A 19,584-nucleotide genomic window follows, 5' to 3' on the forward strand; every position below is an offset into this window, starting at 1 on the left:
AAGTGGTATATCCAAGTATACCATAAATGTTTTTTACAAAGCTGATCTTTCATCGATGAATACGAGTGATCTAGAATTATTGAAAGGCAAGCTTGGTGAACGAATTAAAGGATTACGTGAGAAAAGCGAATTGAGCATTAGACAATTTGCTTTACTTGCTGACATAGAGCATCCTCAGCTTATCAATATTGAAAAGGGAAGAGTTGATTTAAAGCTCAGTACGCTTAATAAAATAGCGAAAGCTTTTGGTATGGACTTGATGGGGCTTTTTGATTTTTCTGAAATAAATGCAAAAAAATAATATTGGTAAATAAAAAAGCGGAAATAGTCAATCCAACTATTTCCGCTCATCTAAATTAACGCTCTCATATATAAAGACGTTAATTGAGGTAGTATATTGTGTTGTCCAACAAATTAAATCACTTGGATTAAATACAGAATTAAGATCAACCCAAAAAATATCTGATTGTTGCTTTGGTCTTAGAAGGATATTGATCATGTGTTGTTAAGGTACATTATCATGGATCCAGAAGTTTTACGCGTTAGAGCGAAAAGCAATACCCAATTTTCTAAAGAGGGATAGATAAAAGTGGTATTTCACTTTTTGAAGCCATCATTGTAGTTTTACTCCTATGTATCATTGATCCCCAAAATCCATATTTGTAGGGTACCATTATCAGCAGGTCAGCGTTGATGTTTGTTATTTCATCTTGAATAGCTTCGATAATTGTATTTGATTCTATATTTCTATAATAGTGGCTTGTACCATTAAGTCCATCCTCAAAAGTTTCCAATATACCACTGTCTTTTTGTTGATGCTCCAGCTGACTAATCTTTGTGTCAACATGAAAAATTTCAATAGTAGAACCTAACCCTATCGCAATATTTTTTACCTTTTCCAATATTTTTTTGTGAACGCCTCTAGTGATATCGCATGCAAAAAGCATAGTAGTTAGTCCTTTATACACAGCATTAACTGGCACTGCAAGTATCGGGAATTTAAGACTATGCACTGCTGCAGTAGTAGTATTTCCTAAAAGATCTTGTTCAATTGATCTAGCAGCCATCCCCATGACCACGATATCTGCCTGCGTAGAATTAATAATCTTCTGCAATTCCTCCTGAAAATCCCCCATGCACCAGGCTGTTATCACTTCAATTTTATAATCTACAGAAAATTTATTGGCTTTTTCAAGCAGCTTTTTCTTACTAATGATCATAAGCTCATCCATTTCCGAAGCTTGTAACCTAGCATTAAGGGCATGGATTGACATATGGAAAATATGAAATAGAATTATCTTAGCCCCTGTCGCCGAGGCAAATTTGGAGGCATAAACTGTAGCGTTACTAGCTCCTGGTGAAAAATCTGTTGCAACAATTATTGTTTTCATGAATTTAGTTTTTGACGATATAATGAATAAAGAGATTTTTAGAGTCGAATTGATTGTTTATCTGGAGTTAAAAAAAATAATTATCAGTTGTTAGCTTATCTTTTGCAACATATATTCCATATATTTCTTGAAAAATTTGGCTGTTAACAACAGGTTAAAACCTACCAATCCGCTAAGGGCAGTAATAATACCTGCAATCACGTCTAGCGTGTAGTGGTGGCTGGTGTAAACCGCAGCAAACCATATGCCCAGCATCACTACGACAAAGAAGATATTAACTTTTCCCAATTTATTCTTTAAACCGTAATAGAGCACGATTACAGGATAAGATGAATGTAGGGAGGGCATTGCGGCAAATACATTGGAACCTTTGCTATAGATGGATTTGAACAGCGAAATATCAAAAAAATCATCAAATCTTATTAGCCCAGCCCTACTGCCAAGGGTATGTGCATAAAAGCTAAATCCATGTTCTTGTACATACCATGGTGGCGCCGCAGGATAAATATAATAGCCGACAAAACCAATCAGGTTGACCAGTACGAAGGTGAGCGAGAAATAAAGGAACTGCTGTTTTTTTTTGAAAAATAGATAGGTAGCAAAAACCAAAGGAACAGGAATCCACATGAGGTAGAAGAGGCCAGTGCTCAGGTCTAAAAAGGAATTGGTGTGGAGTTTCCAGTATTCATTTGGTGTAAGCACCATTTGATGAAAATTGATGCCAAACAATTTCTTCTCTAATTGATACAGGCTTTCAATATGGACATCATTGAACCAATAGTTTGGAAACGCCTTCATATAGTCGAAAAGTATCCAGTATACAATGAATATAGAAAAGCCGATTATGAATTTACGGGTGGTATGTGAAATATAATAGAGTGTATTAAAAATGAATACCAATACCAATTGGTCGGTTTTAAAGCCGACCAATAGGCTTGATAAGAGTATATAAAAAACCGAGAGTGTTAGGCTGAGCAGGAAGTCCCTTTTGGTAAAAAGTTCCAAATCTTTGGGCGTTTGATTTCGAATAGAATCCGTCGAATTGGAAACAAAATTTCTTTTCATTTTTATATCTTAATCCTTTCTTCAGCATCTTGTGCATCTAACACTTTTTTAGCGTCTTTCAATCTTTTTATCGCAGTTAAATTTGTTAGAACGGCCATTAATGTAATAGGTAAAGTGAAAATAGACATGGTTTCAAACACATGAAAAGAAATACCGGGAATGTAAATTTTATAGTCGCCGCCAATAAAATACCCTGTTATGCCGCAGGCAATGGCGAATACGCCAATGGTAACCACGCGTTCTGGACGTTGCATTAAGCCACCTTTGCATTCTATTCCCAATCCTTCGGCCCTTGCCCTGGTGTAACTTACCATCATGGAACCAATCAATGCAATAAAGGCAAATAAGGAGCTTAAAAAGTAATGGTGAGACACCAGATAATAGCAGATGCCTAAAAACATGATCAGCTCGCTATATCTATCTAGGACCGAATCGTAAAGGGCACCAAATTTTGAGCCCATATTTCCCAATCTTGCTACTTGGCCATCTAGCATGTCGAAGAGCCCAGCAAAAAGAACCATTGCTCCACCCCAGCCGATATAGGACATGTCGCCACGATTGGATTTTTCTGCACCTACAACAAAAATAATGGCAACGCCAATGTTTAGTATCAGGCCAATTGTAGTTACCGCATTTGGGGTAAGGCCAATTTTTATCATCCCTTTTACAAATGGATTGATAACTCTGTAGATAGTCTGCTGGAGGCCATCTCTATTCACTATTGCTTTTGATTTCATCCTAATTAAAAATCTAATTTTAGTCTTGCCCTAATTCCCCAATCAGATACCTTACCCGTTTGTTACCCATAATGGAGTAGGTATAGCAAAGCCGATGGTCAACACAACTGCTACCCTTGTACATTTAACTGTTTCGTAGTTTTTTATCATTAATGAATAAAAATAAATTGCTTCTGCATAAGATAATTGTAGGTCGTACCCATTAAAACAGAAGCTGTTATTTTTGATACCATGTAGTTTAAACCCAGAAAATGAGTTAAGATGTATACCCCTGCGGTTACCAGCAACAAATTGCCTATCCATACGATGATGTATTTAACTATTTGTAGTTTGATGCTTTTTTGTGTCGCATTGAACGTCCAATTTCTGCCCATGTAAAAATTCACACATCCACCTGTAATTGTTCCGATTATACTACCTAGGACATACCAAAAGCCAATTACGTTTACACAAAGGAAAGTGATCAAAAAGTCAATAATCGATGCGCTGAGCGAAGAAGCCTGGGCCTTTAAGAACACATACATTATTAAAAAATATTGAAAATTATGATCAGCTGTAAGATGATGTTGGCGTAAATTCCAGCCAGAACATCATCGGCCATTACACCAAAACCTCCAGGCCAGGCTTCAAGCCTTCTGATAAATAATGGTTTAACGATATCAAAAAACCTAAATAGCAAAAGTCCTGTAAAAATGTATTTTGGGCTTAACGGAATAAAAATAAGCGTAATACACATCCCGGCAATTTCATCAATCACCACTCTCTGATGGTCTTTACCCCATATCGCTTCTACCACATTGGCACTTCTAATTCCCTGTAACGTAATAAGCAAGGTGACGAGGAGGGGAGCTATTATTTGTGTTGGAAAACCGACCTGGGCATAGTACCACACCACACAGGTTGCCACCGCAGCAACAGTACCCGAGCCTTTGCCGATGTAGCCAATTCCCAGTCCGGTTGATATGAGCTTGTGCAGAAACACTAGGCTTTTTCTACTTGTTCTTCGTAATAATCCAATCCCAAATGTGTAATCAGATCTTCGCCCATCATGTGGCGCAAAGTATTCTGTAATTTGATAAGTTGTTTGAAGATGTCGTTTTCTGCGGGCAGACCTGGTAATGTCTGTGGCGATTTCAGGTAGAAGGACAGCCACTCTTGTATACCACTCATATTGGCTCGTTTGGCCAGATCGATAAATAAGGCTAAGTCTAATACAATTGGAGCTGCAAGAATAGAATCTCGACATAAGAAATTGATCTTAATCTGCATCTTATAGCCTAACCAGCCAAAGATATCGATGTTGTCCCAGCTTTCTTTGTTATCGCCATGTGGCGGATAATAGTTGATACGAATTTTGTGGTACATATCGCCATACAAATCAGGATTTAACTCAGGTTTGAAGATATCTTCCAGTACACCTAGTTTGGATACTTCTTTAGTTTTGAAGTTATCAGGGTCATCCAGTACCAAGCCATCCCTGTTACCTAAAATATTATCAGAAAACCATCCATTTACACCCAAGGCACGGGCACTTAAGCCTGGGCCCAAGATTGTTTTCATTAAGGTCTGGCCTGTTTTGAAATCTTTTCCTGCAATTGGTGTGTTGGTTTCTCTGGCAAGTTCAATTAATGCTGGGATGTCTACAGTAAGATTCGGTGCCCCATTTGCAAAAGGAATACCTAATTTTAGCGCAGCGTAGGCATAGATCATGCTTGGTGCGATACGGGCATCATCTTCAATTAGTGCCTGCTCAAATGCAGCTAACGTTTCGTGTATTTCGGTTGGCTCCATGTAGATTTCTGTAGAGCCGCACCATATCAGGACAATACGGTCGCAGTTGTTGTTGGCTTTAAAGTTCTTGATATCTTCAATCACCTGAAGTGCAAGCTCATGTTTTGTGCCTTCTTTAACATACGTACCCGTAAGGTTTTTTACATAATTTTTGTCAAAAGCTGCCCTCATTGGTTTAATTGCCTGTAATTCATCTCTAACGTCGCGAAGCAGATTGGCATCAAGCACCCTTGCGTTCATTGCTGCTTCGTACACATTGTCGGCATACACATCCCAACCTCCAAAAACAAGGTCTTCAAGTGCTGCCAGAGGCACAAAGTCCTTGATTTTAGGCTCATTGTTGTCTGTTCTTTTGCCGACCCGTAGCGTTCCCATCTGGGTCAGAGATCCAATAGGCTTTGAGAGACCTTTTTTTACGGCGGCAACGCCTGCAATCATGGTAGTCGCGACGGCTCCAAGACCAGGCATTAGTATGCCTAGCTTACCCTTAGCTTCTTTTATTTGTGCTTTCATATTATTTTATTTATTACTTTTAATATTGCTATATCCATTTGTTGGAATTGGTTGAATTTTTGTCACCTGCTCGGGAAATATTAAGACTTTAGCGGATGGAATTAATATTTTGTGAACAAAATAATTGATGCAATTTTAATATATCCCCGTCCACCCTGAAAGGTTTATATGTGGGGTAATTTGGTCAATTTGTAGTATTTGTGATTTCCTGACAATTTGTAGATAATTAAATTGCTGATCAATGGCCGTCCAACGACATAGTGTGTTTCATAGCTGAGATCGAAATTGTGTGCAAAAAGTAATCTTATTATCAATAGATATTTATGTTTTATTTCGATATGAATATTCTTTATCATTGCGTATTCTTCAACAAAATTTTAGAGTATGGGAGTTCACGATGGCAATGCTAAGCATGGAATTAACGAATTAGAGCAGCGTTTGAATGAGATGGGAGGGATGACAGTTCATTCCCAAGAGGAAGTGCTCCCATTCTGTGCCTTTAATGAGCCTTTCCGTTCTAATTCCTTTGCTATTATCGTGATACGCAAAGGACGATTGGATTTTCAGTGCAATTTCATTTCCTATACGTTAGGTGAAAGTGATATGTTTTTTATGGTGCCAGGTGCTATGTGCGAAATCTCTGCCGCTACCGAAAGCATAGAGTTCCTGACCTTATGTTTCCAGAGTGCCTATCTAAAAAAACATGGCATTCTTTTTAACAGTGGAGAGATCATGCATTTGTTTTCTGAGCAGGCCAAGAAATCGTTTACGCTATCGGATGAAGAGCATCACAGTATGCTATTCCATTTAACTTCCCTAAAGAAAAGGATCTTCTTGCCAGCAGAAACAGTCCACCTGAACGAGGTGGTTAGGCATAGTTTCATATCGGTGCTTTTTGAAGCTTTTCTGATACATAGTAAATATTGGTCGGGTAATTTAGTAAAGCTTAACCGAAAAGAAGAGCTGACAACTGATTTTCTACTGCTGCTTTCCGAGCACTTCAGACAAGAAAGACAGGTGCAATATTATGCAAACATGTTGTGCATTACCCCTAGACATCTTTCCCATGTGGTAAAGAAGGTCACTGGAAAAACACCTGGAGAATTTATCGATGAAATGGTCATTAAGGAGGCAAAGACACTGCTGTCTGCCCATGTGCTCAATGTTGGTCAGGTAGCCGCTGAACTGCAGTTTAGTGACCAATCATTTTTTGGGAAATATTTCAAAAAGTATGCAGGTATGTCTCCTTCTAACTATCAGTTGAACAGCTTCATTGCGCAATATCCACCATTTTGACCAATATCAGCTATAAATAAACCTGTTGGCTAGATAGAAACACTGGCTTCATGCGGTAGCCAAGAAGATAAATCAACCAAGGTAGATCCTATAAAAGTTTCGGTATACGAAGTTTCAAGATTGGCCCAAAAACAAGAACTCAAGTATTCGGGCACCATCGAACCGGACAATACCGTTCAGATAGGTTTTGCAGTGCCTGGTGTAGTTAATAATGTTGCAGTGCAGGAAGGCTAGTTTGTACAGAAAATAGGCTCAGTGCTGGAACAATTGTTGGTAAGGACGTACTGGAAGCGCAGGCGATCTGGCAACAAGCATACAACAATACAATAGATGCAAGAATAAAATACAAAATCAGTGAGGCGAGGATCTAAAAAGACATATTTTGTTAGCTGCACACTCCTTCTTTTTAAAGCGAGGCATTAAATGGATAAATATCGATACGGTTGCACAGGAATGGTTAAGTTATTTCAGTATGGATAGGGCAACAAAAAAGGCCTTGGAAAATCCAAGGCCTTTTTATAAAGTCTAATTTAGCTTAGTGAGCTGGAGCAGTAGTCTCAGTTGTAGTTTTAACTGTAGTATCTTTTACAGCTGAATCAGTAACTGTAGTATCAACTGTAGTTACAACAGCAGAAGTATCAGTTAAAGTAGTATCTGTAGATTCGCCAGTTTTTTCAGATGATTGACAAGCTGCTACTGATAAAGTGATTGCTAAAGCTAAAAAGCCAAATTTAAATGCGTTTTTCATTCTAATTTTATTTTAAATAATTAATTAATTTTAATGATTAATACCTGAAAGCTTAAAAGGTAACCCAGTGATTTGAAAAAAAAGTAAAATTAATTTAATAAAAATGCTTTTTCTTTATATCGTGCTGTTTTACAATCGGATAAGTTTATCAGGTCCTAATTCCGAGCCGCAAATATATCATCATTTATTTATTGTTTTCAAATTTATTTTCTTTTTATTTTAATATTATTCGCTTTGTGGTTATAATGAGTGATATATAATATTCGGGTTCCTTTCACACTCCAAAGAGAGTCCTGGGTGTGTGCCAGCCTTCCCGAAGGATAATAAAACACTGCTATTTTATGTTTTAAGAGATAATAGTAATAAAAAATATTTTTTTTAGTTAACATTGGGTTACCATTCACGTATAAAGGTATTAATTGGTGAGTAATAAGATAAGCAGTTCAGTTCCAACAGATAGAGAGGTAGTTTTAGGGATCTTGAATAACTCAGAAGAAGCGCTAAATAAATTGTACACGGGGTATTTCCCGATGATTTTACAATTTATTTTGAATAATAATGGTGATGAAGATGATGCAAAAGACGTGTATCAGGAAGGAATCATCGTTTTATACAATAAAATTAAAAGCGGCAATTTTGAATTAAGTAGTAAACTAAAAACATACATATATTCAGTTTGCAGACGAATTTGGTTAAAGAAGCTTTCACAGCAAAGCAAAAAATCAGGTGACGTTACAGACTTTGACGATTTAATATCGGTGGAAGAGGATGTAGAGCAACATGAAGAGAAGGATCGCCAGTTTGATAAAATGCAATCGGCACTACTTCATCTAGGTGAACCCTGTAAAACTATTATTCAGGATTTTTATATTAATAACCTTTCAATGCAGGACATCTGTGAGAAATTCGGCTATACCAATACGGATAATGCCAAAACACAGAAGTATAAATGCCTTCAAAGGTTAAAAAAGTTATTTTTTCAATCTTAATACTGATATGCGGAACGAGATAGAGTTAGAAGGTATAATTGAGGATTACCTGAATGGTAAACTGAATGAAGAAGAAGCAAAAGCTTTTGAACAATTGCGGTTAAATGATCCTACAGTTGATCATAAAGTGGTTGCTCATAAGGTTTTTCTGGAGTCTTTAAATGATTATGCTGCGATTTCAGATTTGAAAAGTAAAATGAATCAGGTGCATGGACAAATCGATGTAGATACTTTAAGTCGACAATTAGGTCCTCATCCTTCATTTATTGTAAATATATGGCGTAAAAATAAAGCAGCAATTGCTGTGGCAGCCTCATTTATCCTCCTTACTGTAGTTACGCTTTATTCTATACAGCAAACTACTCAGCAAAGTGGAAGTGTGGAGTTGGTGAGCAGAGAGCTGGCTAAAATTAAAAATTCTCAGAGCAACCTGATCAGAAAAATAAATTCCACTAACGTAGCAACTCCGAATTTAAAGCCTGCTAATTTTGGAGGTACCGGATTTGCATTAACATCTAACGGTTATATTTTAACTAATTTACATGTAGTTGCGGATGCAGATTCTGTATATGTTCAGGATAGCAGAGGTAATTCATTTAAAGCGGTTGTAAAACGTAAAGATTCTCAATACGACCTGGCCATTCTTAAAATTGAAGATAAATCATTTAGTAGCCTACCTAGTTTGCCGTATAGATTAAAACAAAATGGAATTGGTATGAGCGAGTCGGTGTACACCTTGGGATTTCCTAAGGATGATGCGGTATATGGACAAGGCTATGTAAGCTCTAAAACTGGTTATAATGGCGATACTACCCAGTATCAGGTATCTATTCCTGTTAATCCTGGTAATAGTGGTGGCCCTTTATTAGACGACGACGGTAATATCATTGGAGTAATCAGCGCTAAACAAAATCAGGTTGATGGTGCTACATTTGCTGTTAAATCGAAATACATTCAGGAAGCGTTAAATTCTATTCCTAATGATTCGTTGGGCAGAAAGGTTGCATTTAGCAAAAGAAGTTCATTGCAAGGCTTAAGTAAGCATAAGCAAGTAAATAAAATCAAGGATTACGTATTTATGATCAAGGTTTATAAATAGTAGTTCTTCCTTAAAAGAATTGAAAACAGTGATTTGATAGCTGTTTTCGTTGATCCCCTTAAATTATACATTTAAGGGGATTTTTATAAAGGTCTATCTTCTTTTTTTATTTCTCTGTTTTCAGGTGCTTCTTTAATTATAGTTTTTTCTATATAATTTTCAACTGAGTTCGAATCTTCTGATTTGATTTTTTCTCTCAAAATTGTGTCCCAGAAAACAGTAGTTTTATTCTCTTTTAATTTGTCCTGTATTTCTTTTCTGATCATAATACCAAATTGAATAAATTTTACACATTCTTTTTGCTACCTATTGTATTTATTCTTCCAATAGTTGAGCAGGTTTAATGCCCAGAGCGTTGGCCAATTTGAAGATGGTGTTAACAGTAGTGTTGACCTCTCCGTTTTCAATCCTGGTGATCTGCGAGAGTTCACAGTCGGATATGGTCGCAAACTTACGCAGGGATAACCCTAGTGCTAATCTATACTTCTTCACATTTCCTGCTACAATCCTTTTTGCATCCATTGAAGCAAAATTTGATAAAAAAATATTACCGATTGTTCTATTAAAATAGTACAGGTTTGGTATATTTGTTTTTAACCCCAACAAAAATTAAGATATAACCAGACCTGCAATTATGACCGATGAAGAAAGAAAACAAATGATTAAAGATATAAAGAAGGAAGGTCGGATCTTACTTTTATCCATTTTATTTCTAATTGTTACGTATTTTACAGGCTGCTTTCAGTTTGTAGGATGTTAGGAGTGAGATCATATTTCTGAGCAGCTGGACATTTTGATTGGTCCAGTCTATTTTTTAATCGTGACCTTCAATTTTTTTTTTTTAAAAAACTGATAAATAAAATATAAATGCTACCTTCATGATGAGAGCGTTAAGAACGGCCTGAGAAACCGTTCACAGTCCCCACATTTTAATTAATGTGGGGTTCTTTTTTATTTGCCAGATTCTAAATGTCTAATCAATCTCTCAACTGCTTCAATACTTTCTTTTTTGCATCGAATATAGTTCTCCAGGAGAAAAAATGATTGAAAATTATAGTTAACTACTGAATTCAAGGCGGTTTGTAGGTTTTTGGCTTTTAATTGGCAGTCGAATTGTAATTCTTCTTTTTGGGTTTTGTGATTCATTGTGAGCAGTTAATAATAATGGGAATCCAAATATACATTATTCAATAATTATTGTTTTGTTAAAAGTATTTTGATTTAGTGTGCGTTGGACGAAGAACAAATTGAATCCTTAAAACTTATTCATTAGTTTCGGGTTTTCTTTTATATAGAACTTCAAATATGGACTTTGGAAAAGTAGGCGCAAATGAGCTGGGGGCTGTAGATTTTACACTACCAGAAGATGGGAAACAGACTGCAATAACGCTTGCGGGAGCTAAACCTGTTAAAGATCCTGCATTTTATATTGGCTGTGCAAAATGGGGGCGGAAGGAGTGGTTGAATATGATTTATCCTCCAAAAACCAAAGAGGCCGACTTTTTGGATGAGTATGTAAAGCATTTTAACTCTATTGAATTGAATGCAGTTTTTTATAGCATTCCTAATGCTGAATTAATTCGTAAATGGCGAGCAAAGGCTGAAGAGAATGCTAGTAATGGCTTTTTATTTTGTCCTAAATTTTCGAGAACCATCAGTCATATTAAAAGGCTAAAAGATGCAGAGGTACCTACAGATCTTTACCTTTCTAGTATTCATGAGTTTGGTCAATTTTTAGGCCCTTGCTTTTTGCAATTGGGAGATAACTTTGGACCTAAGAATTTTGATGTGCTGGAGAATTACATTAAACATCTACCTGTAGATTTAGAAGTATTTGTAGAACTGAGGCACGAAGATTGGTTTTCGGATCCTGCAGCACGGGCTCAGCTTTTTGAAATGCTGGCCAAATATAAAAAAGGGGCGATAATTACGGATGCAAGTGGCAGGCGAGATTGTGTACACATGGAATTGACCATCCCCGAAGTATTTATTCGCTTTGTAGGAAATGGACAGGAACATAAAGATTCTGATTTCGCAAGAATTGATGACTGGGTAGTTCGGATTAAAACCTGGTTAGATAAGGGATTAGCGAAGGTTTACTTTTTTCTGCATCAGCATGATGAAAAGGATACGCCAATCCTGGCCAATTATACCATTGAGCAATTTAACAAACACCTGGGTGCTAAGGTAGCACCTATTAAATTTCTCAATGATCCTGATGTTTTGACAAATCAAGGAGAATTATTTTAGATAGTATACTTAATTTGTAGACTTTATTAGTTAAATTTGTTTTAGACAATTAATAAACCAAAAATATATAATTATGAGTTTAAGAATAGGGGACGTTGCTCCCAACTTTAAGGCTGAGACATCTATTGGAGATATTGATTTTTATGAATTCTTAGGAGATAGCTGGGGTGTGTTATTTTCTCACCCGGCAGATTATACACCAGTATGTACTACAGAGCTGGGCCGTACTGCTGCATTGAAAGGTGAATTTGAGAAAAGAAATGTGAAAGTATTGGCACTTAGCGTGGATTCTGCTGAATCTCATAAAGGCTGGATTAAAGACATTAATGAAACTCAAAATACCAATGTTGATTTCCCAATCATTGCGGATGAGGATAAGAAAATTGCTGATTTGTATGATATGATCCATCCAAATGCATCTGAGACCTTAACTGTACGCTCGCTGTTCATTATATCTCCTGACAAGAAAGTAAAGCTGATGCTTACTTATCCAGCTTCTACAGGACGTAATTTTAATGAAGTGTTAAGGGTAATTGATTCTTTACAGCTTACTGCCAATTATAGTGTGGCTACGCCAGCTGATTGGAAAGATGGAGAAGATGTTGTTGTTGCAAATAGCATTAAAACGGAAGATATTCCTGCAAGATTTCCAAAAGGATATAAAGAAATTAAACCTTATTTGAGAATGACTCCTCAACCAAATAAATAGTATTTAAGATTAGGTTTCGAGAGGTGAAAGAGGTTGTATCATTGATAAGAATGGTATAACCTCTTTTTGTTATCAAAATAGTTGAATAACAGAATAATTTTATATCATTGGTCCGGAATTTAAGAGTAACTTTATTTGGGTACAATTGTCATGACTGCTTACAGCACACATACCGATCAGGAACTGATTGCCTTATTAAAGAAGGGAAATGCCTCGGCGTTTACAGAAATCTTCGACAGGTATAACGGAGCATTGTACATTCATGCATTTAAACGCTTGCAGGATAGAGAAGAATGTCGTGATCTTGTGCAGGATCTTTTAACTACACTTTGGTTAAAAAGAGATGAGATTAACTTTACGACTACGCTTTCCGGATATTTGTACATGTCAGTACGAAATAAGATATTTAATTTGCTGTCTAAAAAGAAGTTAAATAAAGGATACATTTCAGCAATTCAACAAATCGCTGAAGAAGGAAATATAACCACTGATCATTTGGCCCGGCAAAATCAGTTGACCGAAATTATAGATCGCGAGATCACTGCTTTACCCACCCGCACCAGAGAAATATTTGAATTGAGCAGAAAGGGCTTTCTATCTCATAAAGAAATTGCCCAACAACTTGATATTTCAGAACAAACTGTTAAAACTACAGTTAACAATGCTTTAAAAATCTTGCGTGTAAAGCTGGGATCAATGTTTTTCCTAGTCGTATAACTATTTTTTCATTTTCATTACCCCCAAGCCTTTCGTTCTTTGTCTTTAGTGCCTGAATGCAAGTATTAACGCAATCAGCAATCTTATGCAAGAGACAGAAATAGAAAATCTGATACAAAAATATGATAAGGGGCAATGTACTCCCGATGAAATCGCATTGCTTGAAACCTGGTATGAGAAATGGAATAGCGATAAGCCATTAAACCTCTCAGACGATGCATTAATGCAGGATTTATTGGTAAACAGGCAAAAGACTTTAAGCGTAGTTTCGGGCGAAGGAAGAACTGTTAAACTTTGGCCGCGCATTGCCATAGCTGCGGCTGTTTTAATCCTATCAGGCATTGGATTGTATTTCTTCAATCCATTTCACCAGGAGTTGAGCAAAACGGAGGCTCAACAGCTGACTGGCGATATAGCTCCAGGGAAAAATAAGGCGACCTTAACTTTAGATGATGGTAAAACGATAACGTTGAATGGCACCAAAAACGGGGTGATGATCAACAATAGCAAACTTACCTACGAAGACGGGACGGCATTGGAAAGCTCAATGCCAAGCATTAAAACCCTTACCGCTGCTACTCCACGCGGAGGTACTTATCAGGTTACCCTGCCCGACGGTAGTAAGGTATGGCTAAACGCCGCGACTAAGTTAAAGTTCCCATCAACTTTTGAAGGTTCAGCTAAACGCAGTATTGAGCTAGATGGCGAAGCCTATTTTGAAATAACTAAAGATAGCGCGCATCCGTTCATTGTAAGTTCCAAAGGGCAGGAAGTAGAAGTTCTGGGTACACATTTTAACGTAAACGCATATACAGATGAACCCGGTATAAAAACAGCGCTGCTCGAAGGAAGTGTAAAAGTTACGGCCGGGACTTCGTTAGTGGTGATTAAACCGGGACAGCAGACTACCGTTAAGGACAATAAGATTAACGTAGAAGAAGTAAACGTAAATGCCACAACCGATTGGAAAAATGGGAAGTTTCGATTCAAGAATGAGCCGCTTGGCAGTATTTTAAGAAAGGTTTCAAGGTGGTATGACGTAGAGATCGTTTATGAGTCGACCCCTAAAAACATGACTACTTTTAGTGGTTCTGTATCCAGGTTTGATAATGTATCCGCAGTTTTAAAAATGCTCGAAGAAACCAGTGACATTAAATTTTCAATTGAAGGAAAAACGATAAAAGTACAATAAACAGTATTGGCCTGACCAGCCATTTAACAAATCAGTAATCAACTAATAAAAACTAAAATGAAGAAACAGTTACGAAAGGGAAGCTAACAGGCTGGGTTTTTAAGCAAAAAAGCCATGATAGTGCTAGTAACACTTTCATGGCCATATGGCTGAGTTAACCCCTAAAAACAATTTTGCGAAGAGTCTTAACGTATTAACCCAAACCTAAACGAAAGTATGAAAATAAATGCTTTTTACCTAGGCATGTCTCGACTGTGGCTGCCTAACAAATTATTATTAATTATGAAGTTAGTCATAATTATCTTTATTGCCAGTCTTATGCACGTCAGTGCCGCTGGCTTTGCACAGCGTCTTACCTATTCTAAAAAGAATGTTACGCTGGAGCAAGTATTCCAAGAGATAGAAAAACAGATGGGTTTCCAGATATTATATTCGGATCAGAAAGTAAATGATAATAAAAAACTGGATGTAAATTTCAGAAATTCCACCCTTAAAGAAATTCTAGATTTTTGTCTGGAAAACGAACCTTTAACTTATAAAATAGAACAGAAAACGATACTAATTAAAGATAAAGTATCAGCGCCTCAGGCAAAACCGCTCATCTCGGTTATTATAGTTCTTAAAGGAACGATAAGGGATGGCAAAAACCAACCCATGGCTGGTGTAAATGTTATCGTAAAAGGGAAACGAACCGGCGTAATATCCGACAATGAGGGCCGTTACAGTATCCGGGTTGAAGAATCGGATATACTTTTATTCAGTATGATCGGCTTCAAAACCCAGGAGCTCGCTGTTCGAGGGCTGCAACAATTAAATGTTACCTTACTGGAGGATATTGGTGAACTGGAGCAGCTCGTCATTACGGGATATGGAAAAAAGAAAGTAAGTGAACTCACCGGCGCAATGGTAACCGTCAAGGGGGAAGAATTGAGAAATGTGGCATCCTCCAACATCATTCAGAATTTAAAGGGAAAGATGGCAGGCTTGATTGTGAGTGATCCGGGTGGTGATCCCTCAGGTGTGGCCAGCTTAAGTGTAAGAGGAGTGGGGTCATTAGGAGGAAATGCATCAACACAACCACTTGTTGTTATAGATGGTTTAATTCAGGATGCAACTAATATTGCAGGCGTTTTAGGCGCTGGAAATATTCTTAACCTGAGCCCGAATGATGTGGAATCAGTGACTTTGTTAAAGGATGCAGCCTCAACCTCCTTATATGGCTCCAGAGCAGCCAATGGGGTATTGGTGATTACCACCAAAGCCGGATCGGGCAGCAATGGAAAGCCTCAGATAAATCTGGAATCAAATCTTAGCTGGGAAAACCCTGTTTTTGGCAATTTCAGGATGATGAACAGCACAGAACGGTACGACTTACTGAGTCAGGCTTATAGCAATGATTACAGGAATCAAAACCCCAGTAAAACAGATGAAGAGGTGCAGACCTATGTGGCTACGGTGATGCCCAATAAGCAGGAAGCCTTGTCACACAATACCGATTGGATGCGTGAGGGATACAGAACCGGGCGGATCCAGAGGTATAACTTATCGCTGGCGGGCGCCTCAGAGAAATTTAACTACTATGCCGGGGCAACCTATCACAAGGAATTGCCTGTGGCCATTACTGATAAGTTTGAAAAATACGGTTTAAGGGTAAATACTGAATATAAACCAACGGCTAAATTGACTATTACTACAGGTTTTAACGGAACTTATTCTCCCTCACAGAACTCGGGATTAGGCAACTACCGTACGGCATTGTATAAAATGATGCCTTGGGATTATCCGAAAAATGCAGATGGTAGCTATCGTTTGGGCGGGGCTAATGAACCCAATTGGTATTCCAAGGGGGCATTCAACCCATTTTATAGTACTCAAAAAGATCTTAATTACCGCTATGACAGAGTATTCATGGCTGGAGTGGATGCAAAAATCAGTTATAGTTTTAATCCCTGGTTAAACCTTTCAACAGCCAACCGGGTTACGCTTACGAATGCCAAATATGGTTTTTACATTGATCCCTTGGATCTGTCCTCTGGCCGACCTGGAGGATCTTACACTCGGAACCTGAATCAGAATGTCAATTACATCACTTCAAACATCCTGTCTTTCCAAAAGGAGTTCGGATTGCACCAGATCAAAGGCCTTGCCGGCTTCGAGTTTAATAATATCCGCAACGAAATTACTGGTGGTAGTACTTCAAACATTACTTCGGGTTTATTGTCGCTGGCACAAGGTACTTTTCAGGGTATTTCGGAAAGTATTAATGAAGTTTCTTTTCTTTCTTATCTGTCTGAAGCAAATTATAGCTATGACAATAAGTATTTTGTATCAGGATCATTCAGAAGAGATGGTTCCTCAAAATTCGGGGCAAACAACAAGTATGGTAACTTCTACTCAGTAGGGGCATCCTGGACAATTAGCAATGAAGTTTTTCTAAAAAACAACAAAACGCTGACCAATCTGCGTTTACGGGCGAGCCATGGTACAACAGGAAATGCCGATCCAGTGGGTCCCTATTCTGTATACGGAGTGTACAACTATGTAGCGGGAACATCGCAGTATGATGGTAAATCGGGGATCATACCCGGTGCAAATGATAACAACCCAGACCTGCATTGGGAAGTACAGCGAATGAACAATATTGGCCTGAACATTGGTTTATGGAATCGCTTAAACATGACAATAGATCTTTACGACAAAACAAATACCAATATTTTAAGAACGGTTCAGGCGCCTATTACCAGCGGTGTTACAGGAGTAGTTAAAAATATAGGAAAGGTTTCAAATAAAGGTGTTGAATTAGATCTCAACTCGTTAAATATTGATGGGAAGTTGAAATGGTCTACCAATATTAACCTGGCCTTTAACCGTAACAAGGTACTTTATTTAACTGATGTTCCTTCTATTTTACCTACAACCGGCGGATTTGTAACTGCTCCAGGTTATGCGATTGGTACCATTTATGGTATTGTGTATAAAGGCGCAGACCCCGACACCGGAAAGCCTTCATATGAAGTGCTAAATGCCGATGGAAGTAAAACCACTACTTTAAACATCAAGGAAGCTACCTTACAGATCCTGGATTCTCAGCAGCCTGACTTTTCAGGTGGTATAGGCAATTCAATCAGCTACAAAGGTATCACCTTAAGTATATTGGCCAACTTTATCACAGGCTTAAGGGTAAATAATGACCTGAGAGGATACATATTCGGTCCACTGGAAATAGATGGTGCTTCAAAAACCGTTAACAATACCGCTCTTCCTGATGGGCAGACCCGCTGGCAGAAAAAAGGCGACCAAGCCTTTGCTCCTGCAGCTTCTTTAAATGGTTATCCGGAAGCCAATGGCTATACCACTACAAGATTTATAGACAATGCGAGTTTTTTCCGGATACGTAATATCAGATTAACTTATGATTTGCCTTCCAAATGGCTGGATAAGGTGAAAATAGGAAAGGCTGCTTTTTATATTGCTGCGGATAATGTTTTCACCATTACCAAATTCACCGGACTGGATCCGGAAGTGGGCGGTAATAATTTTGAAAACGCCTCGAAGTATCCGATTAACAGAAAAATAACCCTGGGTATCAATATGACCTTGTAAGGAGGCTATTCAACTAAAATATTTTCAACCATGAGATTAAAAATCCACAATTATACTTTGCTTCTTTTAACGGTAATGTTATTGGCAGCATGCTCAGAGAAACTGGATCTAAGACCAGAAACCAGTATGGATACAGACAAGGCCTTAACTGGCGAAGCTAACCTTAGGCTAGCTACGAGTGGTAATTACAGTTTGCTGAACGACGGTGATTACATTACTACTTATTTCCACATTGCAGAATCTCCCGTAGACAACGTAGAAGCTACATCCGTATTTGATCCGGGAGGTACTAGACAGTATGGAGCGTATTCATACGTTCATTTTCCAACTATGGCAAACTCCAGCCGGTTTTATGCAAATGCTTATAAATTGATTAGGGGCGTTAACAACGTAATTGCGGCTATTCCAGACGATGCTTCAGGTACTTTACTGCAACTAAAAGGCGAAAATCTTTTTTTAAGAGCCCTTGCCTATCAATATTTAATTAAAATATTTGGGCGTCCCTATATACAGGGGAATGGAAACAATCCTGGAGTGGTTATTCTTGATAAACCCATTCCAACCCTGGAGCGCCCAGCCAAACGCAATACCGTTAAGGAAGTTTACGATTTTATGAGCGCTGATTTATTGAAAGCAGAATCTTTAATGACTATAGATAACAATAACAATGCTTTCGCGTCCAAGTATGCTGCTCAGGCGATACTATCATCGTTATACCTGGATATGGGAAATGATGCAAAAGCAATAGAGTACGCCGATAAAGTGATTGGTATGGCGACTAAATTTACTCTGGTGCAGGGGGAAGCGTATAAGAGCTATTTCTCAACTAATCACAGTGCCGATAAGGAAACGGTGTTTTGCCTCAAAAATCTGGATGGAACGGGAAGTGGTTTTTATTATTACAACCAAAGCTATACTGTAGAGAAATTTGCTGCGGTATCGCCGCCCCTTTGGGATCTACTGAACGAAGGCAATGGCGATTTACGTAAAAACTTTTACAAAGCACTAAAAACCTCCGATGGAACGACGTGGAACTTTACGACTAAGTTTGTACAGAATCCCGCAGTGAACACCACCGAAAAGGTAAGCTCGCCGCCCATATACCGGCTGGCACAACTGTACTTGAATAGGGCTGAAGCATATGCTAAACAGGGGAAAGATCAGCTGGCTCTTGATGATGTGAATACTATTCGCAAAAGAGCTGGGCTTACTGGTGCAGACCTATATATTCTTGGTAATCTGCACGGTCGGAGCAGTGTTTTACAGGTAGTTTTAGATGAACGCCGGCTGGAATTTGCTTTCGAAGGCGGTATGCGTAGGGATGATCTTTTAAGAAATAATTTGCCCATGATCAGGACCTATGGTAAGGCAGGCCAACCGGGCTCTAATATTACCGTTCAGCCTACTGCCTCGCGTGTAGTTTATTTCCTTCCCTTAGATGAAACCAATGGTGTAACCAATTCTTTAGAACAAAACCCTTAACT

Annotated in this window: 19 protein-coding genes; 10 read left to right on the forward strand and 9 right to left on the reverse strand. The window is 38.1% G+C overall.

Translation table 11 applies throughout. From position 1 onward, the window contains the following. Positions 1-55: 55 nt before the first annotated feature. Positions 56-301 carry a helix-turn-helix domain-containing protein gene (locus BLS35_RS07915; protein ID WP_090779551.1) on the forward strand — a complete coding sequence of 82 codons (246 nt, stop codon included), beginning with the start codon at positions 56-58 and terminating at the stop codon, positions 299-301. A 268-nt stretch (positions 302-569) separates the two neighbouring features. Here BLS35_RS07915 and BLS35_RS07920 read toward each other — a convergent pair whose 3' ends face one another. The 6 genes from BLS35_RS07920 to BLS35_RS07945 all read right to left on the reverse strand — a co-directional run bounded on the left by BLS35_RS07920 (position 570) and on the right by BLS35_RS07945 (position 5,497). Beyond that, the gene (locus BLS35_RS07920; RefSeq protein WP_090779553.1) at positions 570-1,391 is read right to left on the reverse strand and encodes a universal stress protein; all 822 of its coding nucleotides are present in this window, start codon (positions 1,389-1,391) and stop codon (positions 570-572) included. 90 nt (positions 1,392-1,481) lie between these two features. Next, positions 1,482-2,456: a phosphatase PAP2 family protein gene (locus BLS35_RS07925; RefSeq protein ID WP_090779554.1), complete on the reverse strand. Its 975-nt coding sequence runs from the start codon at positions 2,454-2,456 to the stop codon at positions 1,482-1,484. A gap of 2 nt (positions 2,457-2,458) precedes the next feature. After that, complete coding sequence (locus BLS35_RS07930) at positions 2,459-3,193, reverse strand: CDP-alcohol phosphatidyltransferase family protein (RefSeq protein WP_090779556.1); 735 nt, start codon at positions 3,191-3,193, stop codon at positions 2,459-2,461. A 149-nt stretch (positions 3,194-3,342) separates the two neighbouring features. Beyond that, positions 3,343-3,717: a GtrA family protein gene (locus tag BLS35_RS07935; RefSeq protein WP_090779558.1), complete on the reverse strand. Its 375-nt coding sequence runs from the start codon at positions 3,715-3,717 to the stop codon at positions 3,343-3,345. A gap of 2 nt (positions 3,718-3,719) precedes the next feature. Then, a complete protein-coding gene (locus BLS35_RS07940) occupies positions 3,720-4,175 on the reverse strand; it encodes a phosphatidylglycerophosphatase A family protein (protein ID WP_254778739.1) in 456 nt (151 codons plus the stop codon). After that, the gene (locus BLS35_RS07945; protein ID WP_090779560.1) at positions 4,175-5,497 is read right to left on the reverse strand and encodes an inositol-3-phosphate synthase; all 1,323 of its coding nucleotides are present in this window, start codon (positions 5,495-5,497) and stop codon (positions 4,175-4,177) included. The genes BLS35_RS07940 and BLS35_RS07945 overlap by 1 nt, the downstream gene beginning before the upstream one ends. Positions 5,498-5,881: 384 nt before the next feature. Here BLS35_RS07945 and BLS35_RS07950 point away from each other — a divergent pair, with 384 nt between their 5' ends. Beyond that, positions 5,882-6,793: a helix-turn-helix domain-containing protein gene (locus tag BLS35_RS07950; RefSeq protein WP_090779562.1), complete on the forward strand. Its 912-nt coding sequence runs from the start codon at positions 5,882-5,884 to the stop codon at positions 6,791-6,793. A 535-nt stretch (positions 6,794-7,328) separates the two neighbouring features. Here the strand turns inward: BLS35_RS07950 and BLS35_RS07955 are convergent. Further along, complete coding sequence (locus tag BLS35_RS07955) at positions 7,329-7,541, reverse strand: hypothetical protein (protein ID WP_090779564.1); 213 nt, start codon at positions 7,539-7,541, stop codon at positions 7,329-7,331. Positions 7,542-7,963: 422 nt separating this feature from the next. Between BLS35_RS07955 and BLS35_RS07960 the strand changes: the two genes are divergently transcribed. Both BLS35_RS07960 and BLS35_RS07965 read left to right on the forward strand, forming a co-directional pair. Next, entirely contained in the window at positions 7,964-8,530 is a 567-nt protein-coding gene (locus BLS35_RS07960) for an RNA polymerase sigma factor (RefSeq protein ID WP_090779566.1), read from the forward strand. Between the two features lie 7 nt (positions 8,531-8,537). After that, a complete protein-coding gene (locus BLS35_RS07965; RefSeq protein ID WP_090779569.1) occupies positions 8,538-9,629 on the forward strand; it encodes a S1C family serine protease in 1,092 nt (363 codons plus the stop codon). Positions 9,630-9,712: 83 nt separating this feature from the next. On the opposite strand, the gene BLS35_RS07970 is transcribed toward BLS35_RS07965, so the two are convergent. Further along, positions 9,713-9,895, reverse strand: coding sequence for a hypothetical protein (locus tag BLS35_RS07970; RefSeq protein ID WP_090779571.1), 183 nt, complete (start codon positions 9,893-9,895; stop codon positions 9,713-9,715). A 49-nt stretch (positions 9,896-9,944) separates the two neighbouring features. Beyond that, complete coding sequence (locus BLS35_RS07975) at positions 9,945-10,151, reverse strand: helix-turn-helix domain-containing protein (RefSeq protein ID WP_132225916.1); 207 nt, start codon at positions 10,149-10,151, stop codon at positions 9,945-9,947. Between the two features lie 783 nt (positions 10,152-10,934). Between BLS35_RS07975 and BLS35_RS07985 the strand changes: the two genes are divergently transcribed. The 6 genes from BLS35_RS07985 to BLS35_RS08010 all read left to right on the forward strand — a co-directional run bounded on the left by BLS35_RS07985 (position 10,935) and on the right by BLS35_RS08010 (position 19,582). Beyond that, the gene (locus BLS35_RS07985) at positions 10,935-11,879 is read left to right on the forward strand and encodes a DUF72 domain-containing protein (protein WP_090779577.1); all 945 of its coding nucleotides are present in this window, start codon (positions 10,935-10,937) and stop codon (positions 11,877-11,879) included. 73 nt (positions 11,880-11,952) lie between these two features. Continuing rightward, a complete protein-coding gene (locus BLS35_RS07990; RefSeq protein ID WP_090779579.1) occupies positions 11,953-12,588 on the forward strand; it encodes a peroxiredoxin in 636 nt (211 codons plus the stop codon). Positions 12,589-12,738: 150 nt separating this feature from the next. Beyond that, on the forward strand, positions 12,739-13,305 hold the full coding sequence (locus BLS35_RS07995; protein ID WP_090779581.1) for an RNA polymerase sigma factor: 567 nt from the start codon (positions 12,739-12,741) through the stop codon (positions 13,303-13,305). Between the two features lie 85 nt (positions 13,306-13,390). Further along, entirely contained in the window at positions 13,391-14,497 is a 1,107-nt protein-coding gene (locus BLS35_RS08000) for a FecR family protein (protein WP_090779585.1), read from the forward strand. Positions 14,498-14,779: 282 nt separating this feature from the next. Continuing rightward, a complete protein-coding gene (locus BLS35_RS08005) occupies positions 14,780-18,100 on the forward strand; it encodes a SusC/RagA family TonB-linked outer membrane protein (protein ID WP_165973201.1) in 3,321 nt (1,106 codons plus the stop codon). Between the two features lie 30 nt (positions 18,101-18,130). Then, complete coding sequence (locus BLS35_RS08010; protein WP_090779590.1) at positions 18,131-19,582, forward strand: RagB/SusD family nutrient uptake outer membrane protein; 1,452 nt, start codon at positions 18,131-18,133, stop codon at positions 19,580-19,582. Positions 19,583-19,584: the final 2 nt, after the last annotated feature.

Origin of the sequence: Pedobacter sp. ok626 (assembly GCF_900100435.1) — a bacterium.
In the GTDB taxonomy this organism is placed as follows: Bacteria; Bacteroidota; Bacteroidia; order Sphingobacteriales; family Sphingobacteriaceae; genus Pedobacter.